The 18,882-nt window shown below is 41.5% G+C and carries 16 protein-coding genes and 1 riboswitch; of the genes, 9 read left to right on the top strand and 7 right to left on the bottom strand.

Annotated elements, in window-relative coordinates:
• Positions 1-350 precede the first annotated feature (350 nt).
• The 4 genes from gcvH to DC094_RS04525 all read left to right on the top strand — a co-directional run bounded on the left by gcvH (position 351) and on the right by DC094_RS04525 (position 4,323).
• Entirely contained in the window at positions 351-737 is a 387-nt protein-coding gene (gene gcvH / locus DC094_RS04540) for a glycine cleavage system protein GcvH (RefSeq protein ID WP_116685873.1), read from the top strand.
• Positions 738-875: 138 nt separating this feature from the next.
• Positions 876-1,006, top strand: a riboswitch (TPP riboswitch).
• Positions 1,007-1,051: 45 nt separating this feature from the next.
• Complete coding sequence (gene thiB / locus DC094_RS04535) at positions 1,052-2,041, top strand: thiamine ABC transporter substrate binding subunit (RefSeq protein ID WP_116685872.1); 990 nt, start codon at positions 1,052-1,054, stop codon at positions 2,039-2,041.
• A 19-nt stretch (positions 2,042-2,060) separates the two neighbouring features.
• Positions 2,061-3,725, top strand: coding sequence for an ABC transporter permease subunit (locus tag DC094_RS04530; protein ID WP_241503960.1), 1,665 nt, complete (start codon positions 2,061-2,063; stop codon positions 3,723-3,725).
• Complete coding sequence (locus DC094_RS04525; RefSeq protein ID WP_116685871.1) at positions 3,712-4,323, top strand: ATP-binding cassette domain-containing protein; 612 nt, start codon at positions 3,712-3,714, stop codon at positions 4,321-4,323. The genes DC094_RS04530 and DC094_RS04525 overlap by 14 nt, the downstream gene beginning before the upstream one ends.
• Positions 4,324-4,363: 40 nt before the next feature.
• Here DC094_RS04525 and DC094_RS04520 read toward each other — a convergent pair whose 3' ends face one another.
• The 4 genes from DC094_RS04520 to DC094_RS04510 all read right to left on the bottom strand — a co-directional run bounded on the left by DC094_RS04520 (position 4,364) and on the right by DC094_RS04510 (position 9,578).
• Entirely contained in the window at positions 4,364-5,023 is a 660-nt protein-coding gene (locus tag DC094_RS04520; RefSeq protein WP_116685870.1) for a peroxiredoxin, read from the bottom strand.
• 354 nt (positions 5,024-5,377) lie between these two features.
• Complete coding sequence (locus DC094_RS22015) at positions 5,378-5,551, bottom strand: hypothetical protein (RefSeq protein ID WP_158527211.1); 174 nt, start codon at positions 5,549-5,551, stop codon at positions 5,378-5,380.
• A 469-nt stretch (positions 5,552-6,020) separates the two neighbouring features.
• The gene (locus DC094_RS04515; RefSeq protein ID WP_133245463.1) at positions 6,021-6,998 is read right to left on the bottom strand and encodes a hypothetical protein; all 978 of its coding nucleotides are present in this window, start codon (positions 6,996-6,998) and stop codon (positions 6,021-6,023) included.
• Between the two features lie 111 nt (positions 6,999-7,109).
• Positions 7,110-9,578, bottom strand: coding sequence for a hypothetical protein (locus DC094_RS04510; protein WP_116685868.1), 2,469 nt, complete (start codon positions 9,576-9,578; stop codon positions 7,110-7,112).
• Positions 9,579-9,791: 213 nt separating this feature from the next.
• Between DC094_RS04510 and DC094_RS04505 the strand changes: the two genes are divergently transcribed.
• Complete coding sequence (locus DC094_RS04505) at positions 9,792-11,210, top strand: pyridoxal phosphate-dependent decarboxylase family protein (RefSeq protein ID WP_116685867.1); 1,419 nt, start codon at positions 9,792-9,794, stop codon at positions 11,208-11,210.
• A 297-nt stretch (positions 11,211-11,507) separates the two neighbouring features.
• Here the strand turns inward: DC094_RS04505 and DC094_RS04500 are convergent, their stop codons facing one another.
• Together DC094_RS04500 and DC094_RS04495 are read right to left on the bottom strand one after the other, a co-directional pair.
• Positions 11,508-11,783 carry a type II toxin-antitoxin system RelE/ParE family toxin gene (locus DC094_RS04500; RefSeq protein ID WP_241503959.1) on the bottom strand — a complete coding sequence of 92 codons (276 nt, stop codon included), beginning with the start codon at positions 11,781-11,783 and terminating at the stop codon, positions 11,508-11,510.
• The gene (locus DC094_RS04495; protein WP_116685866.1) at positions 11,773-12,051 is read right to left on the bottom strand and encodes a type II toxin-antitoxin system RelB/DinJ family antitoxin; all 279 of its coding nucleotides are present in this window, start codon (positions 12,049-12,051) and stop codon (positions 11,773-11,775) included. The genes DC094_RS04500 and DC094_RS04495 overlap by 11 nt, the downstream gene beginning before the upstream one ends.
• 401 nt (positions 12,052-12,452) lie before the next feature.
• On the opposite strand from DC094_RS04495, the gene DC094_RS04490 reads away from it, so the two are divergent.
• Positions 12,453-13,622, top strand: coding sequence for an SIR2 family protein (locus DC094_RS04490; RefSeq protein WP_116685865.1), 1,170 nt, complete (start codon positions 12,453-12,455; stop codon positions 13,620-13,622).
• A gap of 266 nt (positions 13,623-13,888) precedes the next feature.
• Complete coding sequence (locus DC094_RS04485; RefSeq protein ID WP_206605564.1) at positions 13,889-15,460, top strand: ATP-binding protein; 1,572 nt, start codon at positions 13,889-13,891, stop codon at positions 15,458-15,460.
• Positions 15,461-15,670: 210 nt separating this feature from the next.
• On the opposite strand, the gene DC094_RS04480 is transcribed toward DC094_RS04485, so the two are convergent.
• Positions 15,671-16,585 carry a LysR family transcriptional regulator gene (locus DC094_RS04480; RefSeq protein ID WP_116685864.1) on the bottom strand — a complete coding sequence of 305 codons (915 nt, stop codon included), beginning with the start codon at positions 16,583-16,585 and terminating at the stop codon, positions 15,671-15,673.
• Positions 16,586-16,774: 189 nt separating this feature from the next.
• Here DC094_RS04480 and DC094_RS04475 point away from each other — a divergent pair, with 189 nt between their 5' ends.
• Together DC094_RS04475 and DC094_RS04470 are read left to right on the top strand one after the other, a co-directional pair.
• The gene (locus DC094_RS04475) at positions 16,775-17,464 is read left to right on the top strand and encodes a type 1 glutamine amidotransferase domain-containing protein (RefSeq protein WP_116685863.1); all 690 of its coding nucleotides are present in this window, start codon (positions 16,775-16,777) and stop codon (positions 17,462-17,464) included.
• A gap of 134 nt (positions 17,465-17,598) precedes the next feature.
• Positions 17,599-18,756, top strand: coding sequence for an iron-containing alcohol dehydrogenase (locus tag DC094_RS04470; protein WP_116685862.1), 1,158 nt, complete (start codon positions 17,599-17,601; stop codon positions 18,754-18,756).
• The last annotated feature ends 126 nt before the right edge of the window (positions 18,757-18,882 follow it).

Below are 18,882 nucleotides of genomic sequence, written 5' to 3'. Positions count from 1 at the left end.
TAGATTAAAAACATTAATAATCTTTTTTTCACAGAATTTCCCCAGTTAGTATCTTGTAGAGACTCTTTATTTCGAGGTAAGTTAACTTGGAATCATAAGTGGCCAATTGAAGTTTTTGTCTCTTCAGTAAAGGCTGGTTGAAGCAATGGCCACGGTTAAAACTCAAAAATAGCCTAAAAGTTATCTGCTGGTTTCTTGACTAGCTAGCAACTAGCAAAGCAGTTATTCATCAATTAAAACAATCATCTTCAATCGCGGTTTGTTCACTATTGTTTTGTGTTATCCGGCTCATTGTGTAAAATCTCAACTAGATTACAGGTAAGTCAAACTCTTGATGAGAGGATGGATTAATGAGTTATATCCCAGTAGATTTGAAATACGTTGATAGTCATGAATGGCTGCGTGTAGAAGAAAACGGCGAGTACACCGTTGGTGTAACTGAGCATGCGCAAAGCTTGCTAGGCGATGTGGTGTTTGTTGAGTTACCTGAAGTCGGTTCTGAATTTGAGCAGGGAAATGATGCGGGTGTTGTTGAGTCAGTGAAGGCTGCTTCCGACGTATATTCACCAATCAAGGGCACGATTACGGCAATTAACTCAGAGCTGGAAGATACTCCAGAGCTGATTAACTCAGATCCATATGGTGATGGCTGGATTTTCCGTATTATGCCGGATGGTGAGCCAGATAATTTACTTGATGCTGATGCTTATTCAGAGTTGTGTTCTGACGAAGGCTAATTTCAGCTGGCCCAGAATTAGAGCAGCTATTAGTTAGCAAAACCCTGGTCATTTGGCCGGGGTTTTTTATGAGTAGCTGTTACAGAACGGTTGGCGGCGCTGGTTTTATGTTGGGTTAAAAGCCTGTGTTATCATAGCTACAACTTATCGGGGTGCCGGCACTATTTTGATCTAGTAAATCTGATCGTAATAAATAGTTGCCCGGCTGAGAGTCACCCGTTGAACCTGATCCAGTTAGTACTGGCGTAGGGAATGAGGTTTGTCTTTCAGCGACTCATCATACGCCAACTTATTGAAATGCTTGAGAGATGTCTATGAAAAACCTGTTGTCTGTTGTGATTTTCTTAATCTGTACGGTAAGTCTGACCAATCAAGCGAGAGCTGCTGATCTGACGATCTATACCTATGATTCTTTTGTTTCTGAATGGGGGGCAGGCCCGCAGTTAGAAAAAATATTCGAAAAGCAGTGCGACTGCGATATTGAATTTATTGCTGAAGAAGATGGTGTCAGCATTGTTAACCGCTTGCGAATTGAAAAGCAACGCACTAAAGCCGATGTCATTCTTGGTGTTGACGATGCATTGCTAGAAGTGGTTCGCTCTGCCGGTATGGTTCAAGATCATCAATTGCAATTGTCTGGTTTAAAAGCAGAATTAAATTGGAATGACACTGCGTTTGTTCCATACGACTACGGCTATTTCTCATTTATTTATGACAGCAGTAAAATCAAACAGCCAGTCACTTCACTAAAAGAATTAATTAATTCCAACGCTTCAGTCATCTACCAAGACCCACGAACCAGTACGCCAGGCCAAGGGTTATTGCTGTGGATTAAAAAAGTATACGGCGATCAATCTGCACAAGCTTGGAAGCAGTTGGCAGGTCATACAGTGACAGTCACCAAAGGTTGGTGGGAAGCTTACAGTATGTTCTTGGAAGGTGGTTCGGATTACGTTTTAAGTTATAACACCTCGCCTGCTTATCACTTAGTTGCAGAAAACAAATCACAATACAAAGCCGCGCCTTTTTCTGAAGGTCATATCGCACAGGTTGAAGTCGCTGCGATTACCAAAGCGACTAAAAATAAAAAGCTAGCCCAGCAATTCTTGGCCTTTTTAACCTCAGTTGAAGCGCAAAAAATCATACCAGTAACCAATTGGATGCAGCCTGTTGTTGATGGTGTTGAGCTGCCAAAAGCATTTGATGATTTGATTCAACCCCAGCGGATTGGTTTTAGTTCTCAACAAGTAGCTGACAATCGTAAAAGTTGGTTACGAGAGTGGCGCAGCGCTGCGGCTAAGTAAGAGATAACAGCAAGTGCTTTTGATTAAAGAACTTCTTACTCGCTTTAGCGATCTATCCGGCTGGTTGGCTTATCTGCTAATCAGCCTGATTACTTTATTATCTTTTTACGGGTTAATCGGATTTTCAGAAGGCGGCCCCGATTGGCAGCTATTATCTGATAGCTACTTTCACAGCATTCTATCTTTCTCAGTTAAGCAGGCTTTATTGAGTGCGGTATTATCGTTACTCATTGCCTGGCCAATTGCCCGCGCATTGTATTATGTGCCATCGCTGCCGTTTAAAAACAGCTTTTTAAGCTTATGCATGCTGTGCTTTGTTATGCCAACTTTGGTGCTAATTACCGGCCTAGTAGGCTTGTTAGGCAATAATGGATTTATTACATCGTTATTAGACCAGCTATTATTTGGCTCATGGAATCTGTATGGGCTGAATGGCATTTTGCTGGCGCATGTTTATTTAAATATGCCGTTTGCCATTCGAATAATTTACCAGCAGTTGAATCATATTCCTGATACTAGCTGGCAGTTAGCAGCGCAGTTAAAAATGAGTCCGTGGCAAAAATTTAAGATTATCGAATGGCCTAGTTTATCGGCACATATGCTGAGCTTATTTGGCTTTGTTTTTGTGTTGTGCTTTAACAGCTTCGCCATTGTACTGGCGTTAGGCGGTGGGCCGCAGGCGACCACACTAGAAGTGGCTATCTACCAATCGCTTAAATATGATTTTAATATCCCAGAAGCATTAACCTTGGCCTGGACGCAATTAATTGTTGCCGGTGGTTTATATCTGTTACTTAACCGATTAGGAAAAACCAATTGGTTGTCAGCCGATACCGGTGCAAGCCAATGGTTGCCTAAGGCTGCTGGTTTGAAAAAACAGCTGTGGCGAGTGCTCTACGCGATCTGTTGGTTATGTTTGTTAATGCCGCTACTGGCGCTGCTGTTAAGCGTTTTACAATCTGAGCAAAGCTTGCAATGGCAGCAGCTACTCCAACCCACCTTAATTACCCTTGGCTTAGGTCTATTCTCGGCAACCGTCGGCTTAGCTTTGGGCTGGTTATTGCTACGGCCAATCCGTAAGTTGCACTTGCAAGGTTCGAAAAGCCGAAAAGCAATGGTTGAATGGCTGGCGTCGCATAGTTTAGTTGCCCCGGCGATTGTGGTTTCTGTCGGTTTGTTTATCTTTTTACTGCCCAGATTCGATATTGACCGCTGGGGAATGATTGTTGTGGTGATTTTAAATACTTCGGTGGTTATTCCCTTTGCGATTCAGAAATTAAAACCGCGTCTATTTCAATTTGATGCGCAATATCACTCGCTGGCCCGTTCATTAAAATTATCCGGCTGGCCGCTGTGGAAAATTCAATGGCCATTTGTTCGGCCAGTGTTTTTATCCACCTTTGGTTTGCTATTTGTTTTAGCGATTGGTGATGTGGCGATCTTTTCAATTTTTGGTAATCAACAGTGGCAAACCTTGCCCTGGTTAATTTATAGCTATGCCGGGAGTTACCGTATTGCTGAAGCGAGCATGGCCTCTTTGGTGCTATTAGCCATTTGCAGCTTAATTTTATGGTCTAGTGAGAAGTTTCAAACTGAGGCTGCTAAAGGTCAAGCTAGTGAGCGAAATAGCAAGAAAGAACATGAGCAAGTTAAAACAAAGGAACGCAATCATGTTGCAGATTAAACAATTACAAGTGTTGCGTGACCAAAAGTTGCTGAAATATGATTTTCAGTTACAACAAGGAAAAACACTGGCAGTGCAGGGCTTGAGCGGTGTTGGAAAGTCGACCTTGTTGCAAGTAATTGCTGGCTTTGTAGCGGCAGAAAAAGGTTCTGTGTTATGGCATGGTCAATCATTATTAGAATTGCCGGTTGAACAACGACCGGTGAGTTATTTATTTCAGCAGAATAATTTATTTGAACATCTTTCGGTAATTCAGAATTTAATGCTGGGTTTTGCTGATGATACAGATCAAGACCAATTGCTAGATAAATTAGTCAATGCAGCCATTGAATTACAAGTCGATAAGCAGTTAGAAAAAAAGCCAACTGAGTTGTCCGGTGGTCAACGACAGCGCATTGCGATTATTCGTACTTTACTTCGCCCTGAGCCGATAATTTTGCTCGATGAACCCTTCGCAGAGCTGGATCCTACAACCCGTTCATTAGCGACTCAATGGGTAGCAGACATTGCAAAGCAGCAGAATAAAACCATTTTAATGGTGACGCACCAATCTGAAGATGTGCAGCAGCTAGCCGATGAAATTTTGCAGCTACAGTAGGTCAATTGACCATGCTGTAGCTGCTGAAAAAGATAGAAGGCTATTCTGGCTGCGGAATAATTCTTAAATAAGGCCGAGGTGCTTGCCAGCCATCAGGGTATTTCTCTTTTGCCTGCTCATCAGAAACAGCTGGAATAATAATAACATCCTCACCATTTTCCCAATTTACGGGAGTGGCTACCTGATGTTTGGCAGTCAGCTGAATAGAATCTAACACACGCAAGATTTCTTTAAAATTACGCCCAGTGCTCATTGGGTAGGTAATTGTCAGTTTAACTTTTTTGTCGGGGCCGATAATAAACAGCGATCGAATAGTCGCGTTATCAGGTGCTTTTCGAGTGGATGCATCGCCGCTAGCATTAGGGTGAATCATGTCATATTGCTTAGCCACTTCAAGTTGCGTGTCGCCAATCATTGGGTAGTTGACTTTGCACCTTTGAGTCTCTTCTATATCGCCAATCCACGCGAGATGATCTTCTACTGAATCAATGCTCAACCCGATAATTTTACAGTTGCGTTTACTGAATTCAGTTTCTAGTTTCGCCATATAACCTAATTCGGTGGTGCAAACGGGTGTGAAGTCTTTCGGATGAGAAAAAATAATCGCCCAACCATCGCCAATCCATTGATGGAAATTAATTTCGCCTTGGGTAGTTTGTGCGGTGAAGTCTGGAGCTTCATCACCGATTCTTACTGACATAAGACCTCCTGCTGTGAGTAATTGTGACAAAAAATAGCCGAGGCACACCTCAGCCCATCTAAAAGATAGGTAGCCTGCTGAAGATCAGCCAGTAGATTTGGTTATTAACATAAGCATCAAAAACATTTTCTTTCATTTTTATTTTCCGACTTGTTGTCAACTTGCAAGTCTTTTGGATGCTAGTTTTTGTTGCGTTTGCTAGTTTGAGGTAAAGCTAAAATATTAAATTGTTGCAGTTATCTAAACGGGTTAAAATATTCGTCTAACAACTTTTCTTTTAATGACTGTGTGCTGGTGGATTTTATTTAATGCCTTGATTGGTAAAATGCTTCGGCTATTAATGCTGGAGCATTTTTATTCAAGTGATTCTGTATTGTGCTTTAACACTATGCCTACTAGGTCATCGGCAGTTTTGGGATTTAACTCAGGTTGGTGACGAATTAAAAATTCATCAAGTTGTTGCCGATCCCAACCCGTTTTGCTGAGCATTTGAACCAGCTCATAAATGTCTTTAGGTCTTGTTGCCATGGCTGTGTTTTCTCTTTATTGCCAACTGGTTAGTTATGTGCAGGTTGTAGCCATATAAGCCAGGGTTCCTGTTGCGCTTACTCGACTTATCTGCAGGGGTTAACTGGTTTCTATTTGTTTGGTTTAATTTTGTTTCAATAGTTTAGTCGGTAACCTGCTTTTTTAATGATTTTTAAAGTTTGAAAGTCAAAAAAACGAGTGTTTACAAGTCAATTTTTGAATGGAGAATTAAAAATGAAAATATGCAAAATCAGTTTTGCGGCATAGAGGCCTCATTTGAGGGCGCTATCACGTTCAATAACATTATGGAAAGCTTCTGGATGTGATAATTAGCGATGTTGGGCAAGATACAGTGCTAAATTCATCTGGATCAGGGTTGCCAGTAAAGGCTGTTGTGGGATGTTAATAGACGCTGCGCTAAACGATGTACTCAAGGGGCGATCCATATCCCCTTGAATATATTTTGTAGCTAGTAATAAATACCCAATGAAAATTTAATCAGTTCAGCGGTGTCTGGAGTGCCATTAGTTGCTAATGCCATGTATAAGTTCTTGTGTCGTATTGAAAGCTCAAGGGCTTTGTTTTCGATCCATAAATCTGCCTGATACTTGATACATTTACCTTGGTAGGCAATGCCGTAATTGACCAGATAGTCTTTAGCCATGTACTGAATACCAATGCGGTTACTCCAGTTATGCCAATGGTAGCTGCTCGAAACATTTACCCGCTTGTTCAGCTTAATGGTGGTATCTGGAAGGTAACTTTCCGTGCCTGACAGCGTCGGATTCCAGCTTTTGACGCCATCATCACCAGTAGAGGAGTTTTTATCACTGGCAATTGCTTTGGTGTAGGCAAGTTGATCCCACTTGAGGTGGCTAATGATGTCTTTGGCCAAAAAGTCTACCTGCCAATTACGAGTGATCCTCCAAGATCCATAAAGATCCAGAGTCGCCCCATATCCATAGGTGTTTTCTACTTCACGTCCAAATAAAAGATCTTCGGAGTACTTTTGATCGGCAAAGATAGAGTAATCGTATGACTTTTTCGATTTTCCGTAACCGGTGCCGTTTAAATTAATATCTTCCAAGTAGCGTATTTGTAAAAATGAAACATCTACGCCTAAAGTATCTAGCCCTTTGAAATCGAACTGATAGCCGAACTTCACTCCGCTGGAAATTATTCCTTTGGCTTGAAGGTCAATTAAATATTCACGTTTTTCCAGGGGTATTTTTTTGTTGTGAACGGCGCGATAAAATGCTGCGGTATCGCTATCAAACCAGGCAGCATAATCTTGTCGATAAAGAAGAGAAAATTTAAATTTATCTCGCTGATAGCCTGTTTCGGTTTGGTGAGATAGGTAGAGCGTCTTGCCGGGTTTATAGCCCTTTTTTAGGCCGTTAGTGGCGTTAACAAAACTCCCTACTTCGCTTTTAGCAAATCCGTCCACAGTAAAGAAAAAAGTATCCTCGGCCTGGGCGGTTGCGCAGGTGAGGAGCGAAATTATAAAAAGCCCACCGAGGTGGGCTTTTAGCTTGCTACAAGCAATCACTTATAAGACCTACTCAAGCGTCTCAAAAGTGTTGTCAATGTAGCTGATCTTTAACAGACCTTTGGTGGTTTTAACATCGGCAACTTTCTTGTCGCCAACTTTCAACGCGCCTTCAACCTTATTGCTCTGGAATGCAAACTCAGGAATTGACAGTGCAACATCCATAGGGTTCGAGATTACCAAGTTGGTTAAATTCGTAGTTGTATTTACATCCTTGAAGTTAAACTTGTACTGCTTACCATCCCAGCTTAGTAACCAGCTAGCTTGTCCACCGTTAAGCAAGTCGCGCTCAATATTGGCAGTCATGATAACCGTTGGTAAACCTTCAAAGTTTTGCCATTTCTCACTGAATGAGAAGCCCCACTGTACGAAGTTCTCTTCGGTTTCATCCAGATCAGAAACATCGATTTTACCGACTAGATTGTGACCGTCCTTAGTAACTTCCAGACCGGCAGCCAGAACCTTATATTTGTCGCCTAACTGAGCCTGCAATATTTCCATTGGGTTATAAATTGCTAATAACTCATCTACAGGCAGCTGGTCTATGTTGTCAGTGCCTAAGCGATAGCTTTGCTCTTCGCCAGCTTCGTCAAGATACTTGCCGAAGGTAAATGAAGCGCCATTCGCGATATCACGGCCAGCTTTAGCAATGATGGCGTTCAGTTTATCTTGGCCCAGTACTCTGCTTTGCTCGTAATAAACAACTTCATTATCATCTAGGTAACTGGTCAGATCAAAGCTACCGATATTTGGCAACTTGATAGTGAAGTTATGTGAAGAAACGCGATCTTCAGTAGTAAAATCACCGTCAACAGAAACAGTTTTAAGCGCCATTGCAAAGCGTTGTGTCAGAACATTGTCATCCTGATCACCTGACAGACGACCGTTAGTGATGAATGGCTGAGCACGACGTACCAGCTCTAATTCAACACTACCAGCGAAAGAGCTGCCATTTTCGATAGATGCTGTTGGTGCATTAATCGTCATGCGCTCAACACCATCTTTTTTGTAGTCTTTGGTGGTTGCAACTAGTTCTGCCTCACCCAAAGTCACTACAGTTTCGCCACTAGACATAGTGCCGCTAGCGGTCACGTTGTTGTCGGTATCGCTTTGCAGCAGTACTTCACGCAATTGAGCCAAAGTCATATCTGAAGAAATAGTGACATCTTTCAGAATAACGTTCTTGTCGTCAGCATCAACACCAGTGATATCGCCATTCAGAACCAGCTTTAAACCAGTTTCTTTTGAAGCGACCAGATCCAGTTCACCTAATAAACGATCACCATCTTTGATGGTAACTTTCATTGTATGGGTGTCAGCACTTTCCAGGCCAGCTTTCAGGGCTTCACTGCTTTCTATAATGTCAAACATTTCTTCATATGCGATTGTAGAAACGTCAAACATTGCCAGTACGTCATGGTCGAATACTTCGATACCATCAGTAATATCTTTTTCGATCTGGTCAAAGCTATTGGCTTTATCTGCTTCATGAATGTTGCGCAGAATATCGCGAATATCAGCAACTAACTCTCTGGCTTTAGCTACGTCGGTATCGCCAGCAGAATCGGTAGGCTCAGGGTTGAAAGTACCTTCAGAAGTTTTGCTGTCAATATCATCAGCTACCAGATCGATTTCTTTAGTAACGCTCTGATCGATAGCATTCTTAACTGAATCTTCTTCTGCAATTACCGCTGCAGTATCAGTCCAGCTTTTAGTCAGTTCAGTAATTTTTACACTATCACTGCTGTCAAATTGACCGTCATCTGCAAAACTGTCGCTTAGGTTTTTAACTGCGTCGGCAATAGAACCGTCAGCAACTAATGCTAATACTGCTGCGCCCATAATTGCAGCGCGCTGAGTATCAGCATCTGCTTTTTCTACTGCTACAGGGTCGGTAATATCGACAGGTTCTACTCTGCCAACGTTATATCCGGTGATAGCACTTACTTCAGAAATTGCATCGCTAGCCACTTTTGCAGGAGTTGCACCTTCAGCCTTAACTGCCTCATCAAAACGCGCTGCTGCCATATCGGTATATGGAGTGATAGGTGCTCTGATTGATTTTTCAGATTCCGCAACTTCAGAAACAACTGACTGAAGAGTGAAACCTTCAGGCAAAGTAACTGACTCCCCGAAGCCAATACCTTCGCCACAGCTCTTAATGTCGCACTTCATTGTTGTCTCGGTACCAGCTTTCAGTACCAATTTTACTACACCACCGGTGTAGTTTTTATATTCGATGGAATATTGACCTTTATCATCAGTCACTGCCTCACCGATTTTCTTCGGCTCAGCTGCGCCTTGGTACTCGTAGGCTGTTACTGTCGCTTTCTGGATAATACCTTTTGCTGCAACACCGCTGATTTCGCCAGCTTGAGTTGCTACTGGGGGTGTGGTCGGGGTTGAAGATCCGCCGCCGCCGCAGCCAGTGACTAACGCTGTTGCCGCAAAGCCCAAGGCCAATGACAATTTATTCATTAGAATTTCCCATCGAAGTTTTTAAGTAAAACGCGGCAAAAGCATAATGACAAACTGTTTGTTATGAAACATATCAATTGATGTGTTTTGATATATGTCGACATATGTTGATATTGGTCATGAAGAATTTGGATCAATGTTGTTTAAAAAGGGAGAAGCAATTTAGTCAACGTCAGGTATAATTGAAAGATAACCGTTTGTTAGTCTAAAAGTATGCAGCAATATTTAAATATTCTTAATAAAGCGATCAAAGAGTGGACCACTGAGTCTCGTCCCGCATCACGTTTGATGTCTGCAGAAAAACTATCTCAACTCGTTGATTTTTCATTGGATGAAAAAGGGGCAAGTATTGAGCAGCTTGAGCAGGCAGCAAAAGATTTCTTGTATTACAACCCCGATGTCGCAAGTAAGGATTTTTGCAAATTGCTTTATTCCGGTCAAAACAAACCAGCCTTGCTGGGTGACTGGATTACTGCCATTAGTAACGCGACGATGCACACTTATCAAGTGGCTCCTGTTGCTACCTTGATGGAAGTGGAATTGATCAAACAGTGGAATAAGTTGATAGGTTTTCATAACCCTGAAATCGGCTTGCAAGGTGATGGAATTATGGTGCCAGGTGCCAGCCAAGCAAATTTGTTAGGTATGATGCTTGCTCGGCATAAATCCTGTGCAGAATATAAGGCTAAAGGTTCTCAAGGTAAAGTTTTAGTGGCCTATGTTTCAGAGCAGGCACATTATTCTTGGGAAAAAGCAGCCAATGTTTTGGGGATTGGTACTGATAATCTGGTTGCAATTAAAGCCGATGATCAGGGTCGTTTATGTCCAGAGTCTCTGGAAGTTGAAATTCAAAATAGCCTGCAGCAAGGACATATTCCCTTTTTTATTGGTGTGACTGCCGGAACAACCGTTGTCGGTTCATTCGACCCAGTGAAGCCTTGTGCCGAAATAGCAGCGAAATATCAATTGTGGCTGCACATTGATGGTGCTTGGGGCGCGCCAGTGGTTTTTTCAGATAAGCACAAACACTTGCTGGAAAATAGCGAACTGGCAGATTCAATGGCGTGGGATGCACATAAATTTATGAATGTGCCACTGACTGCAGCAGTTATTCTGGTGAAAAAAACAGGTTTATTGGAAGCTTGTTGTTCGGGTGGCGGCGGTGAATATTTATTCCATGCCGATGAAAACGCACAATATAATTTAGGGCAAAAATCGATTCAATGCGGTCGTCGAGCCGATGCATTAAAAGTTTGGTTAAGTTGGAAAGCCCTTGGCCATTTGGGCTTTGCTGAAAAAATGGATCGTCAGCAAAAACTAAAAAGCTACTGTGTCGATCAAATTGAAGGCTCTGAGCATTTGCAGATGTTGGCACCGGCAGTTTATTTGAATGTACTGTTCCGCTTTGAACCCACTTCAGGTGCAACTTTAGACGAACAACAATTACGCCAGTTAAACATCGACATTTGCAAACAACTGCAACAGCAAGGCGACAGCTATGTGGATTATGCTCGTTATAAAGGACATAGCGGCATACGCCTAATTCTGGCTAATGAACAAAAGCAAAATTATGATATCGACAGGTTGCTGGATAATATTGTAGAGATTGGCAAGGGTTTATTGGTTGGGTAGCGGTTGTATTAATCGTTATTTTAATTATTGTATTTGTACAATTTTAACGAGTTGCAGCGCGTACAAACCCGGGTGCGTATACAGGCTTACCCAGGCTACGAAAACCGATTGGTTTTTTTAATAAAGATTGATGTTTCACTTAATGCCAAATCAAACAAGGTCGTCATGAGCAAAGCGAATAGCGACTTGTCAATAAAATGTCACGCTTCGCTGAGGTTCAGGGATGACCTACGAGAGGACACAGAGAAAGATTATTTATTTCCACGGCCCTTAGAGTGCACTGTTAAGCGCTACATGCTATCGAAATAATTCGCTGTGCGGTCCAATTCGGGCAAGTTTGAGCGAGCCACTTTCGATCTTATAGATTAAAACTAAATCCGGTTTTATGTGACAATCTCTGTAATTGTTCCAGTTACCAGAGAGGGCATGGTCGACATACTTTTCATGTAATGGTGCTTCAAGCTGAAGTTGTTTGACCACGTGTCCGGCTTCAACAATATCGGGGATTGGTAGCTTCGCTATTTTTTTGAAATCCTTCTTGAACTGAGTGGAATATTCAAGCTTAAGCATCATTAAGCTTACCCATGCTTAGGTCGTTGAATAATTCATCAACATTAGCTGCAGTATTACCTTGGTCGGACTCTAGCTCTGCAATTGCTGCAGCGGTTGATGAGTTCGGCTGCTGGGTTTTTAGTTCAAATGGAATGCCGCCATAATTAATGACGGCTTTAGCAAAGAGCTTGATGGCTTGTGAAGGGCTTAACCCGAGATCTTCACACACGCTAGTAAAAGCTAACTTGGTATCGAGGTCTATTCGGGTGCTCAGCATTTCAGTTTTCATGGTGCCGCCAAAGTATCAAATGTTTTACAATGTAATGCAAAGTGTAGCAAAGCACATACAGCAAAGCGATGAATTTCGTTCCAGCCTTCCACCAAACGGCCCGAGCTTCGCGCAGCTGACAATCTAGGCGCTTTGCTTCAACGGTGGTTTAGTAAAGCATAGTTTGCCGAATAGTCATAAAATCAAGTGGTTGCCTGGATATTGTTCCACGTTAATGAGAAGTCTGTTATCTTGGCAAAACAGGCATGCACGGTTTGATGGGTAGGGTTAGTGGTGTAGATGAAGACTGAGTTAGTTTCTCAGTGTTACCGAATCAATAATCTACTGTTATACCGGTATAATAGTAGGCCGAGCATGTATACTATTGAGCTGTTATATGCCTATACCTCGTCGGAGAGATCATGGACGACATGTCTAATAATGAGCTGATATCCCAACTGGAAAAAAACTTACAATGCTCTGAGTTAAGTTGGCTTCTAGGGGCTGGTATTAGCTATGATGCAAAGCTTCCATTAATGTATCCACTTACAAACCGTGTAAGTAATCTATTAAAAGAAAATGATCTAGAAGCGTTTAATAACTGCTTAGTACCACTTAAATCTGAATTGCCAGATGATTGTCATGTAGAGCATATACTCAGCCATCTTGGCGACTACATTGCTCTTTCTGAACGGAGTAAATCAAAACAGATAAAGATTAGTGATAATATTTTCACTAAAAATGAATTGGAAATTATTCACAATAAAATACTTAAGATTATATCTGATACTATTAGATCAGGTTATGTTGAAGGTAAGGATGGTAATGTTTTAGAAGAAGGGAGTCCGGATAATCCAATTGTATCGATAGACGCACATAACAAATTCATTGAAATACTCTTTAATCATCAGCAAGCTGGAATTCAAGATAGAAGGAAGCCGATAAATTTATTTACAACTAACTATGACACTTTAATTGAAGACGCGCTGGCTTTAAATAGAATCCCTTGTTGGGATGGGTTTTCAGGTGGATCGGTAGCTTATCGAACAGTTGCATATGGTGATAATCTGCCTACAAGTGGCTGTAGAGCAAATGTAATTAAAATGCATGGTTCAATTGATTGGTTTCTTTGTGAGAAAGGATACGTTTGGCGCGTTAGAGCAAACGACAAATATCCTAAAGCAAATAAGCGAGTTTTAATATACCCGCAGTCAACAAAATATATCGCTACTCAGCAAGATCCCTTTTCAACACAATTTGATTTATTTAGAAATACACTTAACTCAAGAAGTAGGAATGTACTGGCTGTTTGTGGTTATAGCTTTGGCGATGAACATATAAATAATGAAATTGAAGTTGCCATGTCTAAAATTAATAACAAAACAGTGCTGCTAGCATTTGTTGAATGTAAAGATTTAATACCTATGGATTTGGAAAAATGGCGTAACTCTTCGTTTGGTAAACGTGTGTTCATTGCAACTATCAATGGGCTATATGTTGGGGCTGAAGGCCCATTTAAGAGAAAGGATGATGACCTTTGGTGGACATTCAAAGGCCTGACTGAAATCCTTCAAAACGGCTGTGAGGTATAAAAGTGTTTAATCCTATTGATGAATTAAAAATTGGGCATGTTGTTGAAGTATCTGGTACATCGCTAAAGGTAGAACTTTCTAACAGTATCTCGGAATTGTCTAGCACATTTGAAGGTAGGGTGTATCCAATTGGCCAAATTGGGAGCATGATAAAAATACATTATGGCCGAAAGATTATTTTCTGAATAGTTGCTATGTTGCGAATGCGATCTGAAGAGTTATTGGATGCCGGGCAACCAATAACTTCAGATTCAGATCAGCGGGTAATGGAAGTTCAACTGTTAGCCGAAGGCCATTGGAAAAGCTCATCATGTACGCTTTCTTTTAAAAGGGGTATAAAGACTTATCCACTGCCACTTCAAAGTGTTTATCTCTTAACTAGCGAGGAAACATCTAAACTTTATCAGTCTGCAGAAGGTGCTGTGGATGATAAAGTAAATCCTCTAGTTCCTTTTGCAACATACAGTGCATCTGAATCATCAGTGTGTAGAGTGAACATTAATAAAATGTTTGGAATGCATTGTGCCGTTTTAGGTTCAACTGGTTCAGGGAAATCTGGAACAGTAGCAGCTATATTGCATAGTGTACTAGAGCATAAACATAATAATGATTTTTTATCTCCTCAAATAATAATAATTGACCCACACGGCGAGTATGGTCAGGCATTTAAGCACAGGGGATTACTATACCGAGCTTATGATGTGCTTGCTGACGATAAAGATGAGCAAATAGAAATCAACTTACCCTATTGGTTAATGTCTAGCGATGAACTATCAAATTTAATTATTGGTAAAACAGAATTTAGTGCAACCAGCCAAAATAATGTTGTTTACAAAGCATTGAGTCATGCACGTATGGTGGCAGAAGGAATTCTAAAGCCTTGTCCATCAATGTTTGGTACTGATGAGTTTAATGAATTGGAGGATATTGATTCCCCGCAATTAATGGATGGACATGAAATTACTGAAGTCTTATCATTTGATCGAGATAAACCACGACCATTTTCACTTGACGAGTTTGAAAGGCATGTTCGATTTATTCAGGCAGGTCGAAAAAACACAAAAAAAATACATGAAACAATTCCACCAAGCGAATATTCAAAATCTTCAGCTGCTTCAGTGCTAGACAAATTAAAAGTACTTAGAAAAGATTCAAGATTGGCATTCTTAATGAATAATTGGAAACATGATGACGATTGCCTTTCTAAAATATTAAATCAATTTGTAGGTGTCAGTCCAAAAGCTGGAAAAGATATTAGGATTGTTGATATTTCAGGATTGCCAAACGAAGTTGCAGGGCCATTAACAGCCGTAATCGCTAGATTGTTATTTCAATACAAGGTGTATCAAAAGCAGAGTGAAAAAATCAAAGACCCAATACTATTAGTTTGCGAAGAAGCCCATAGGTATGTTCCAGATAAAGGTGAGGCTCAATATTTTGCTGCTCAAAATGCAATTAGAAGAATAGCGCGTGAAGGACGTAAATATGGAATTGGTCTTATGCTTGTTAGTCAGAGACCTGCAGATGTAGATAGTACTGTAATTTCTCAGTGTGGAACTTGGGTCGTACTGCGATTAACGAATTCTGCAGATCAGCAGCATGTTGCTCGGTTTTTACCAGATGGCTTGTCGGGAATGGTGAGTGCACTTTCAATCCTATCTCAACAAGAAGCAATATTTGTCGGTGAAGGCGCTTCGATTCCATCTAGAATAAAAATTAGAGATTTGGAAGAAAGTAAATTACCAAGGTCAAGCACTATACCGTTCGCGGAAGGCTGGGCTATGCCTCGTTTAACGGCAACAGAGTTAGATAGAATAACTAAAAGAATGACAAGTTAATCGAAGATTATAGCGAGTGAATGCAAACGACCGCATTATGCGGCGTTTGATTCAGGCGTTAGGCGAAAAAATGAGATTAATAGAGCCTGCTAAAAATGAAAGGATCATTTCTAGTCTAGTCCAGCTTACATCTGCAAGATTATAAAAACACTCATGTCTTGTGAAAATAAAAATGTCTGATTGCGCCTTAGGCTTCTCAAACCTACGCACTTACAACCGCTGCCATTGCCCTTGCTGTTGTATAAAATACTGCTTTAAATAATCAATTAATAATCTTAGCTTTTTCGAGTTGGCGGCACCCGGTGGAAACACGCCGTAAACATTAATGTCGCTTAACTGAAAATCATCTAAAACTGATTCCAGCTTGCCTTGCTTTATTCTGGGCAGTGCGTCGTAAGTCGGTATTCTGCCCAAGCCATGTCCACCTTCAATAAAAGCGGTTCTTGCTGCGGCATTGTTGGTGCTGATGCTGCCTTTAACTTCAATGCTGTAAGAACGGCTACCCTTGCTAAGTTCCAGCGCTCCTGAAGTCAGTTTATAAATAACCCATTGGTGTTGATTTAAATCAGCGGGGCAGGTGGGTCGGCCGTGTTTTTTGAAGTATTCTGGCGAACCGCATAAACAGGTAGATAGTGTTGATAATTTGCTGGCCTGTAAGCCGGAGTCTTTTAACGGCGCACCGCGAATTGCTAGGTCGATTCCCTGCTGGAGAATATTGACCACTTCATCGGTCAGCATTACATCGAGTTCAATTTTTGGATATAAACCGCGGAATTCGTTTAATGCCGGAACAATCGTCTGCAGGCCAATATTGACCGGGCAGGTGATTTTTAATAAGCCGACTGGTTCATTTTTAAGATTTTCAATTTGCTGGTTCGCCGCAGTCGCTTGCTCGGTAATAATTCGACAGCGCTGATAATAGGCTTCACCGGTATCGGTTAATGAAATGCTACGGGTAGAGCGGTTAAGTAGTTTCACTTCAAGTTGCTGTTCTAGCTTCTTTAAATGGTAGCTGACCACAGCTCTGGAAAGCTTCAGCTGTCTGGCTGCAGCACTTAAGCTGCCGTGCTCTACTACCTTGGCAAACACTACCATGCTTTTCAGTTGATCGAATGACAGATCCATTGTGACTCCAGATCGAGCAAATTGATTAGATGCGCTCGATTGTATCAAAAAACTGACTAATGAATTAGATTTTGTCTGCATTGTTTGATTGTTATGCGAGGTCTAATATGGATTCATCGCTTGAACAGGTGCCTCTTTTAGTCACTGACTTCACTCTTAACTACTAGCTTCGCTAAGGATCAATCAATTATGAACGCAAAAAAAGTTTTGATGGTACTGACTTCACATGACCAGCTAGGTTCGAGCGGAGAGAAAACCGGTTTTTGGGTTGAAGAATTTGCAGCACCTTATTACGTGTTGAAAGATGCCGGTGTTGAGGTTGTTTTAGCATCCCCAGCGGGTGGCCAGCCACCGATTGATCCTAAAAGTGAACTGGCTGATTTCCAGACCGATGCAACTCGCCGCTTTGATGAAGACAAACCTGCCCAAGCAGAGCTGGAAAATACCGTTAAATTAGCGGATATTGCAGCAGATGATTTTGATGCGGTATTTTACCCAGGTGGCCACGGCCCATTATGGGATTTAACCGACAATAAAGATTCAATTAAATTGATTGCATCATTAATAAATAATGGAAAGCCTGTTGCCGCAGTTTGTCATGCAACCGCCGCTTTTCTTAATGTAAAAGATCAGCAAGGCGAATATTTGGTTAAAGGCAAGGCAGTTACCGGCTTTAGTAACAGTGAAGAAGATGCGGTTCAGCTAAGCGAAATTGTGCCTTTCTTACTGGAAGATGAATTGTTGCAACGCGGTGGTGATTACCAGAAGGGCGCTGACTGGAATGCTTTCGCCGTACAAGATGGCTTGTTAATTAGTGGTCAGAACCCAGCCAGTTCTGAATTAGCGGCACAAAAATTATTGACTCAGATTAACGCTTAGTTAATTAACCGGTTGTTTGTGTAAATAAAAATTTAAACATAGGGCTGCAGGCTTGATATCAATCTAAGCAGCCCTATTTGTAGTTCTAACGATTGAACTTTTGAAGATATTTTTTCACTTTCAGGAACCCTATTATGTTGAACTTTACCTTCCAAAATCCGACTCGAATTCATTTTGGTGAAGGGCAAATTAAAGCCGTTGCCAAAGAAATCCCGGCAAATGCCAAGGTGTTGGTCACCTATGGTGGTGGTTCAATTAAATCTAATGGTGTTTATGATCAGGTGGTTGAAGCGCTGAAAGATCATAGCTGGTTTGAATTTTCAGGTATTGAACCAAACCCAAGTTACGACACTTTAATTAAGGCCCAAGCATTAATTGAACAGCATGATATTGATTATTTGCTGGCAGTCGGCGGCGGTTCGGTAATTGACGGCACTAAATTTATTGCTGCTGCAGCCTTATTTGAAGGTGATGATCCATGGGACATCGTTGCTAAGCAAGCACCCATCAAACAAGCATTGCCAATGGGTGCGGTACTGACGTTGCCAGCGACTGGCTCAGAAAGTAATGGTGGCTCGGTGGTTACTCGTGATGGCTGCAAACTACCTTTTGGTAGCCCGTTGGTTCGTCCACAATTTGCGGTATTGGACCCACAGGTGACATTGTCATTATCTGATCGACAAATTGGTAATGGTGTAGTCGATGCCTTTATTCACATCATGGAGCAATATCTGACCTATAGCGTTAATGGCAAGGTGCAGGATCGTTTCTCTGAAGGTTTGTTGCAAACACTGATTGAAGAAGGGCCAAAAGCACTGGCTTCAGAAACTAAAGAAGATCTAGAAATTCGTTCAAATATCATGTGGTCTGCCACCATGGCATTAAATGGCTTAATCGGTGCCGGTGTACCTCAAGATTGGTCAACTCACATGATTGGCCACGAATTAACCGCCGCTTATGGTATTGACCATGCAAGAACTTTATCGATTGTATTGCCAGGTGTAATGAAAGTACGTCGTGAGCAAAAGCGTGAAAAATTGCTGCAATATGCCGAGCGTGTTTGGCAGATTACTGATGGTGATGATGACGCAAGAATTGACCTAGCAATTACCAAAACTGAGCAATTCTTCAGCCAGATGCAAGTTCCAGTTCGCTTGTCTGAAGTGGATTTGACAGAAAAAGATGTCGATACACTAATTAAAAATCTGACGCTGCACGGCATGACTACTTTGGGTGAGCAAGGAGAAATCACTCCAGAAATCAGCCGTGAGATATTAATGCAAGCGCTGTAATCTGTAGCGGTTAGTAAAAACACCGAAAGCTCCATTGCTACTGTTGGTATTAAACCAACCTGTAGTAATGGAGCTTTTTTTATGGAATGAATTGACTTAGAGGGAATTTGCCGCCAAAAGCAAAGA

Origin of the sequence: Pelagibaculum spongiae (genome assembly GCF_003097315.1) — a bacterium.
Lineage (GTDB): Bacteria > Pseudomonadota > Gammaproteobacteria > Enterobacterales > Pelagibaculaceae > Pelagibaculum > Pelagibaculum spongiae.
This window is presented reverse-complemented; position numbering and strand designations above follow the sequence as displayed.

What these genes read in the sequence shown, in the direction of transcription:
- DC094_RS04475 (WP_116685863.1), top strand. Translation starts at nt 16,775, where the DNA reads ATGAACGCAAAAAAAGTTTTGATGGTACTGACTTCACATGACCAGCTA.
- DC094_RS04525 (WP_116685871.1), top strand. Translation starts at nt 3,712, where the DNA reads ATGTTGCAGATTAAACAATTACAAGTGTTGCGTGACCAAAAGTTGCTG.
- DC094_RS04520 (WP_116685870.1), bottom strand. Translation starts at nt 5,023, where the DNA reads ATGTCAGTAAGAATCGGTGATGAAGCTCCAGACTTCACCGCACAAACT.
- DC094_RS04495 (WP_116685866.1), bottom strand. Translation starts at nt 12,051, where the DNA reads ATGAAAACTGAAATGCTGAGCACCCGAATAGACCTCGATACCAAGTTA.
- DC094_RS04470 (WP_116685862.1), top strand. Translation starts at nt 17,599, where the DNA reads ATGTTGAACTTTACCTTCCAAAATCCGACTCGAATTCATTTTGGTGAA.
- thiB (WP_116685872.1), top strand. Translation starts at nt 1,052, where the DNA reads ATGAAAAACCTGTTGTCTGTTGTGATTTTCTTAATCTGTACGGTAAGT.
- DC094_RS04485 (WP_206605564.1), top strand. Translation starts at nt 13,889, where the DNA reads ATGGAAGTTCAACTGTTAGCCGAAGGCCATTGGAAAAGCTCATCATGT.
- DC094_RS04505 (WP_116685867.1), top strand. Translation starts at nt 9,792, where the DNA reads ATGCAGCAATATTTAAATATTCTTAATAAAGCGATCAAAGAGTGGACC.
- gcvH (WP_116685873.1), top strand. Translation starts at nt 351, where the DNA reads ATGAGTTATATCCCAGTAGATTTGAAATACGTTGATAGTCATGAATGG.
- DC094_RS04510 (WP_116685868.1), bottom strand. Translation starts at nt 9,578, where the DNA reads ATGAATAAATTGTCATTGGCCTTGGGCTTTGCGGCAACAGCGTTAGTC.
- DC094_RS22015 (WP_158527211.1), bottom strand. Translation starts at nt 5,551, where the DNA reads ATGGCAACAAGACCTAAAGACATTTATGAGCTGGTTCAAATGCTCAGC.
- DC094_RS04500 (WP_241503959.1), bottom strand. Translation starts at nt 11,783, where the DNA reads ATGATGCTTAAGCTTGAATATTCCACTCAGTTCAAGAAGGATTTCAAA.
- DC094_RS04490 (WP_116685865.1), top strand. Translation starts at nt 12,453, where the DNA reads ATGGACGACATGTCTAATAATGAGCTGATATCCCAACTGGAAAAAAAC.
- DC094_RS04480 (WP_116685864.1), bottom strand. Translation starts at nt 16,585, where the DNA reads ATGGATCTGTCATTCGATCAACTGAAAAGCATGGTAGTGTTTGCCAAG.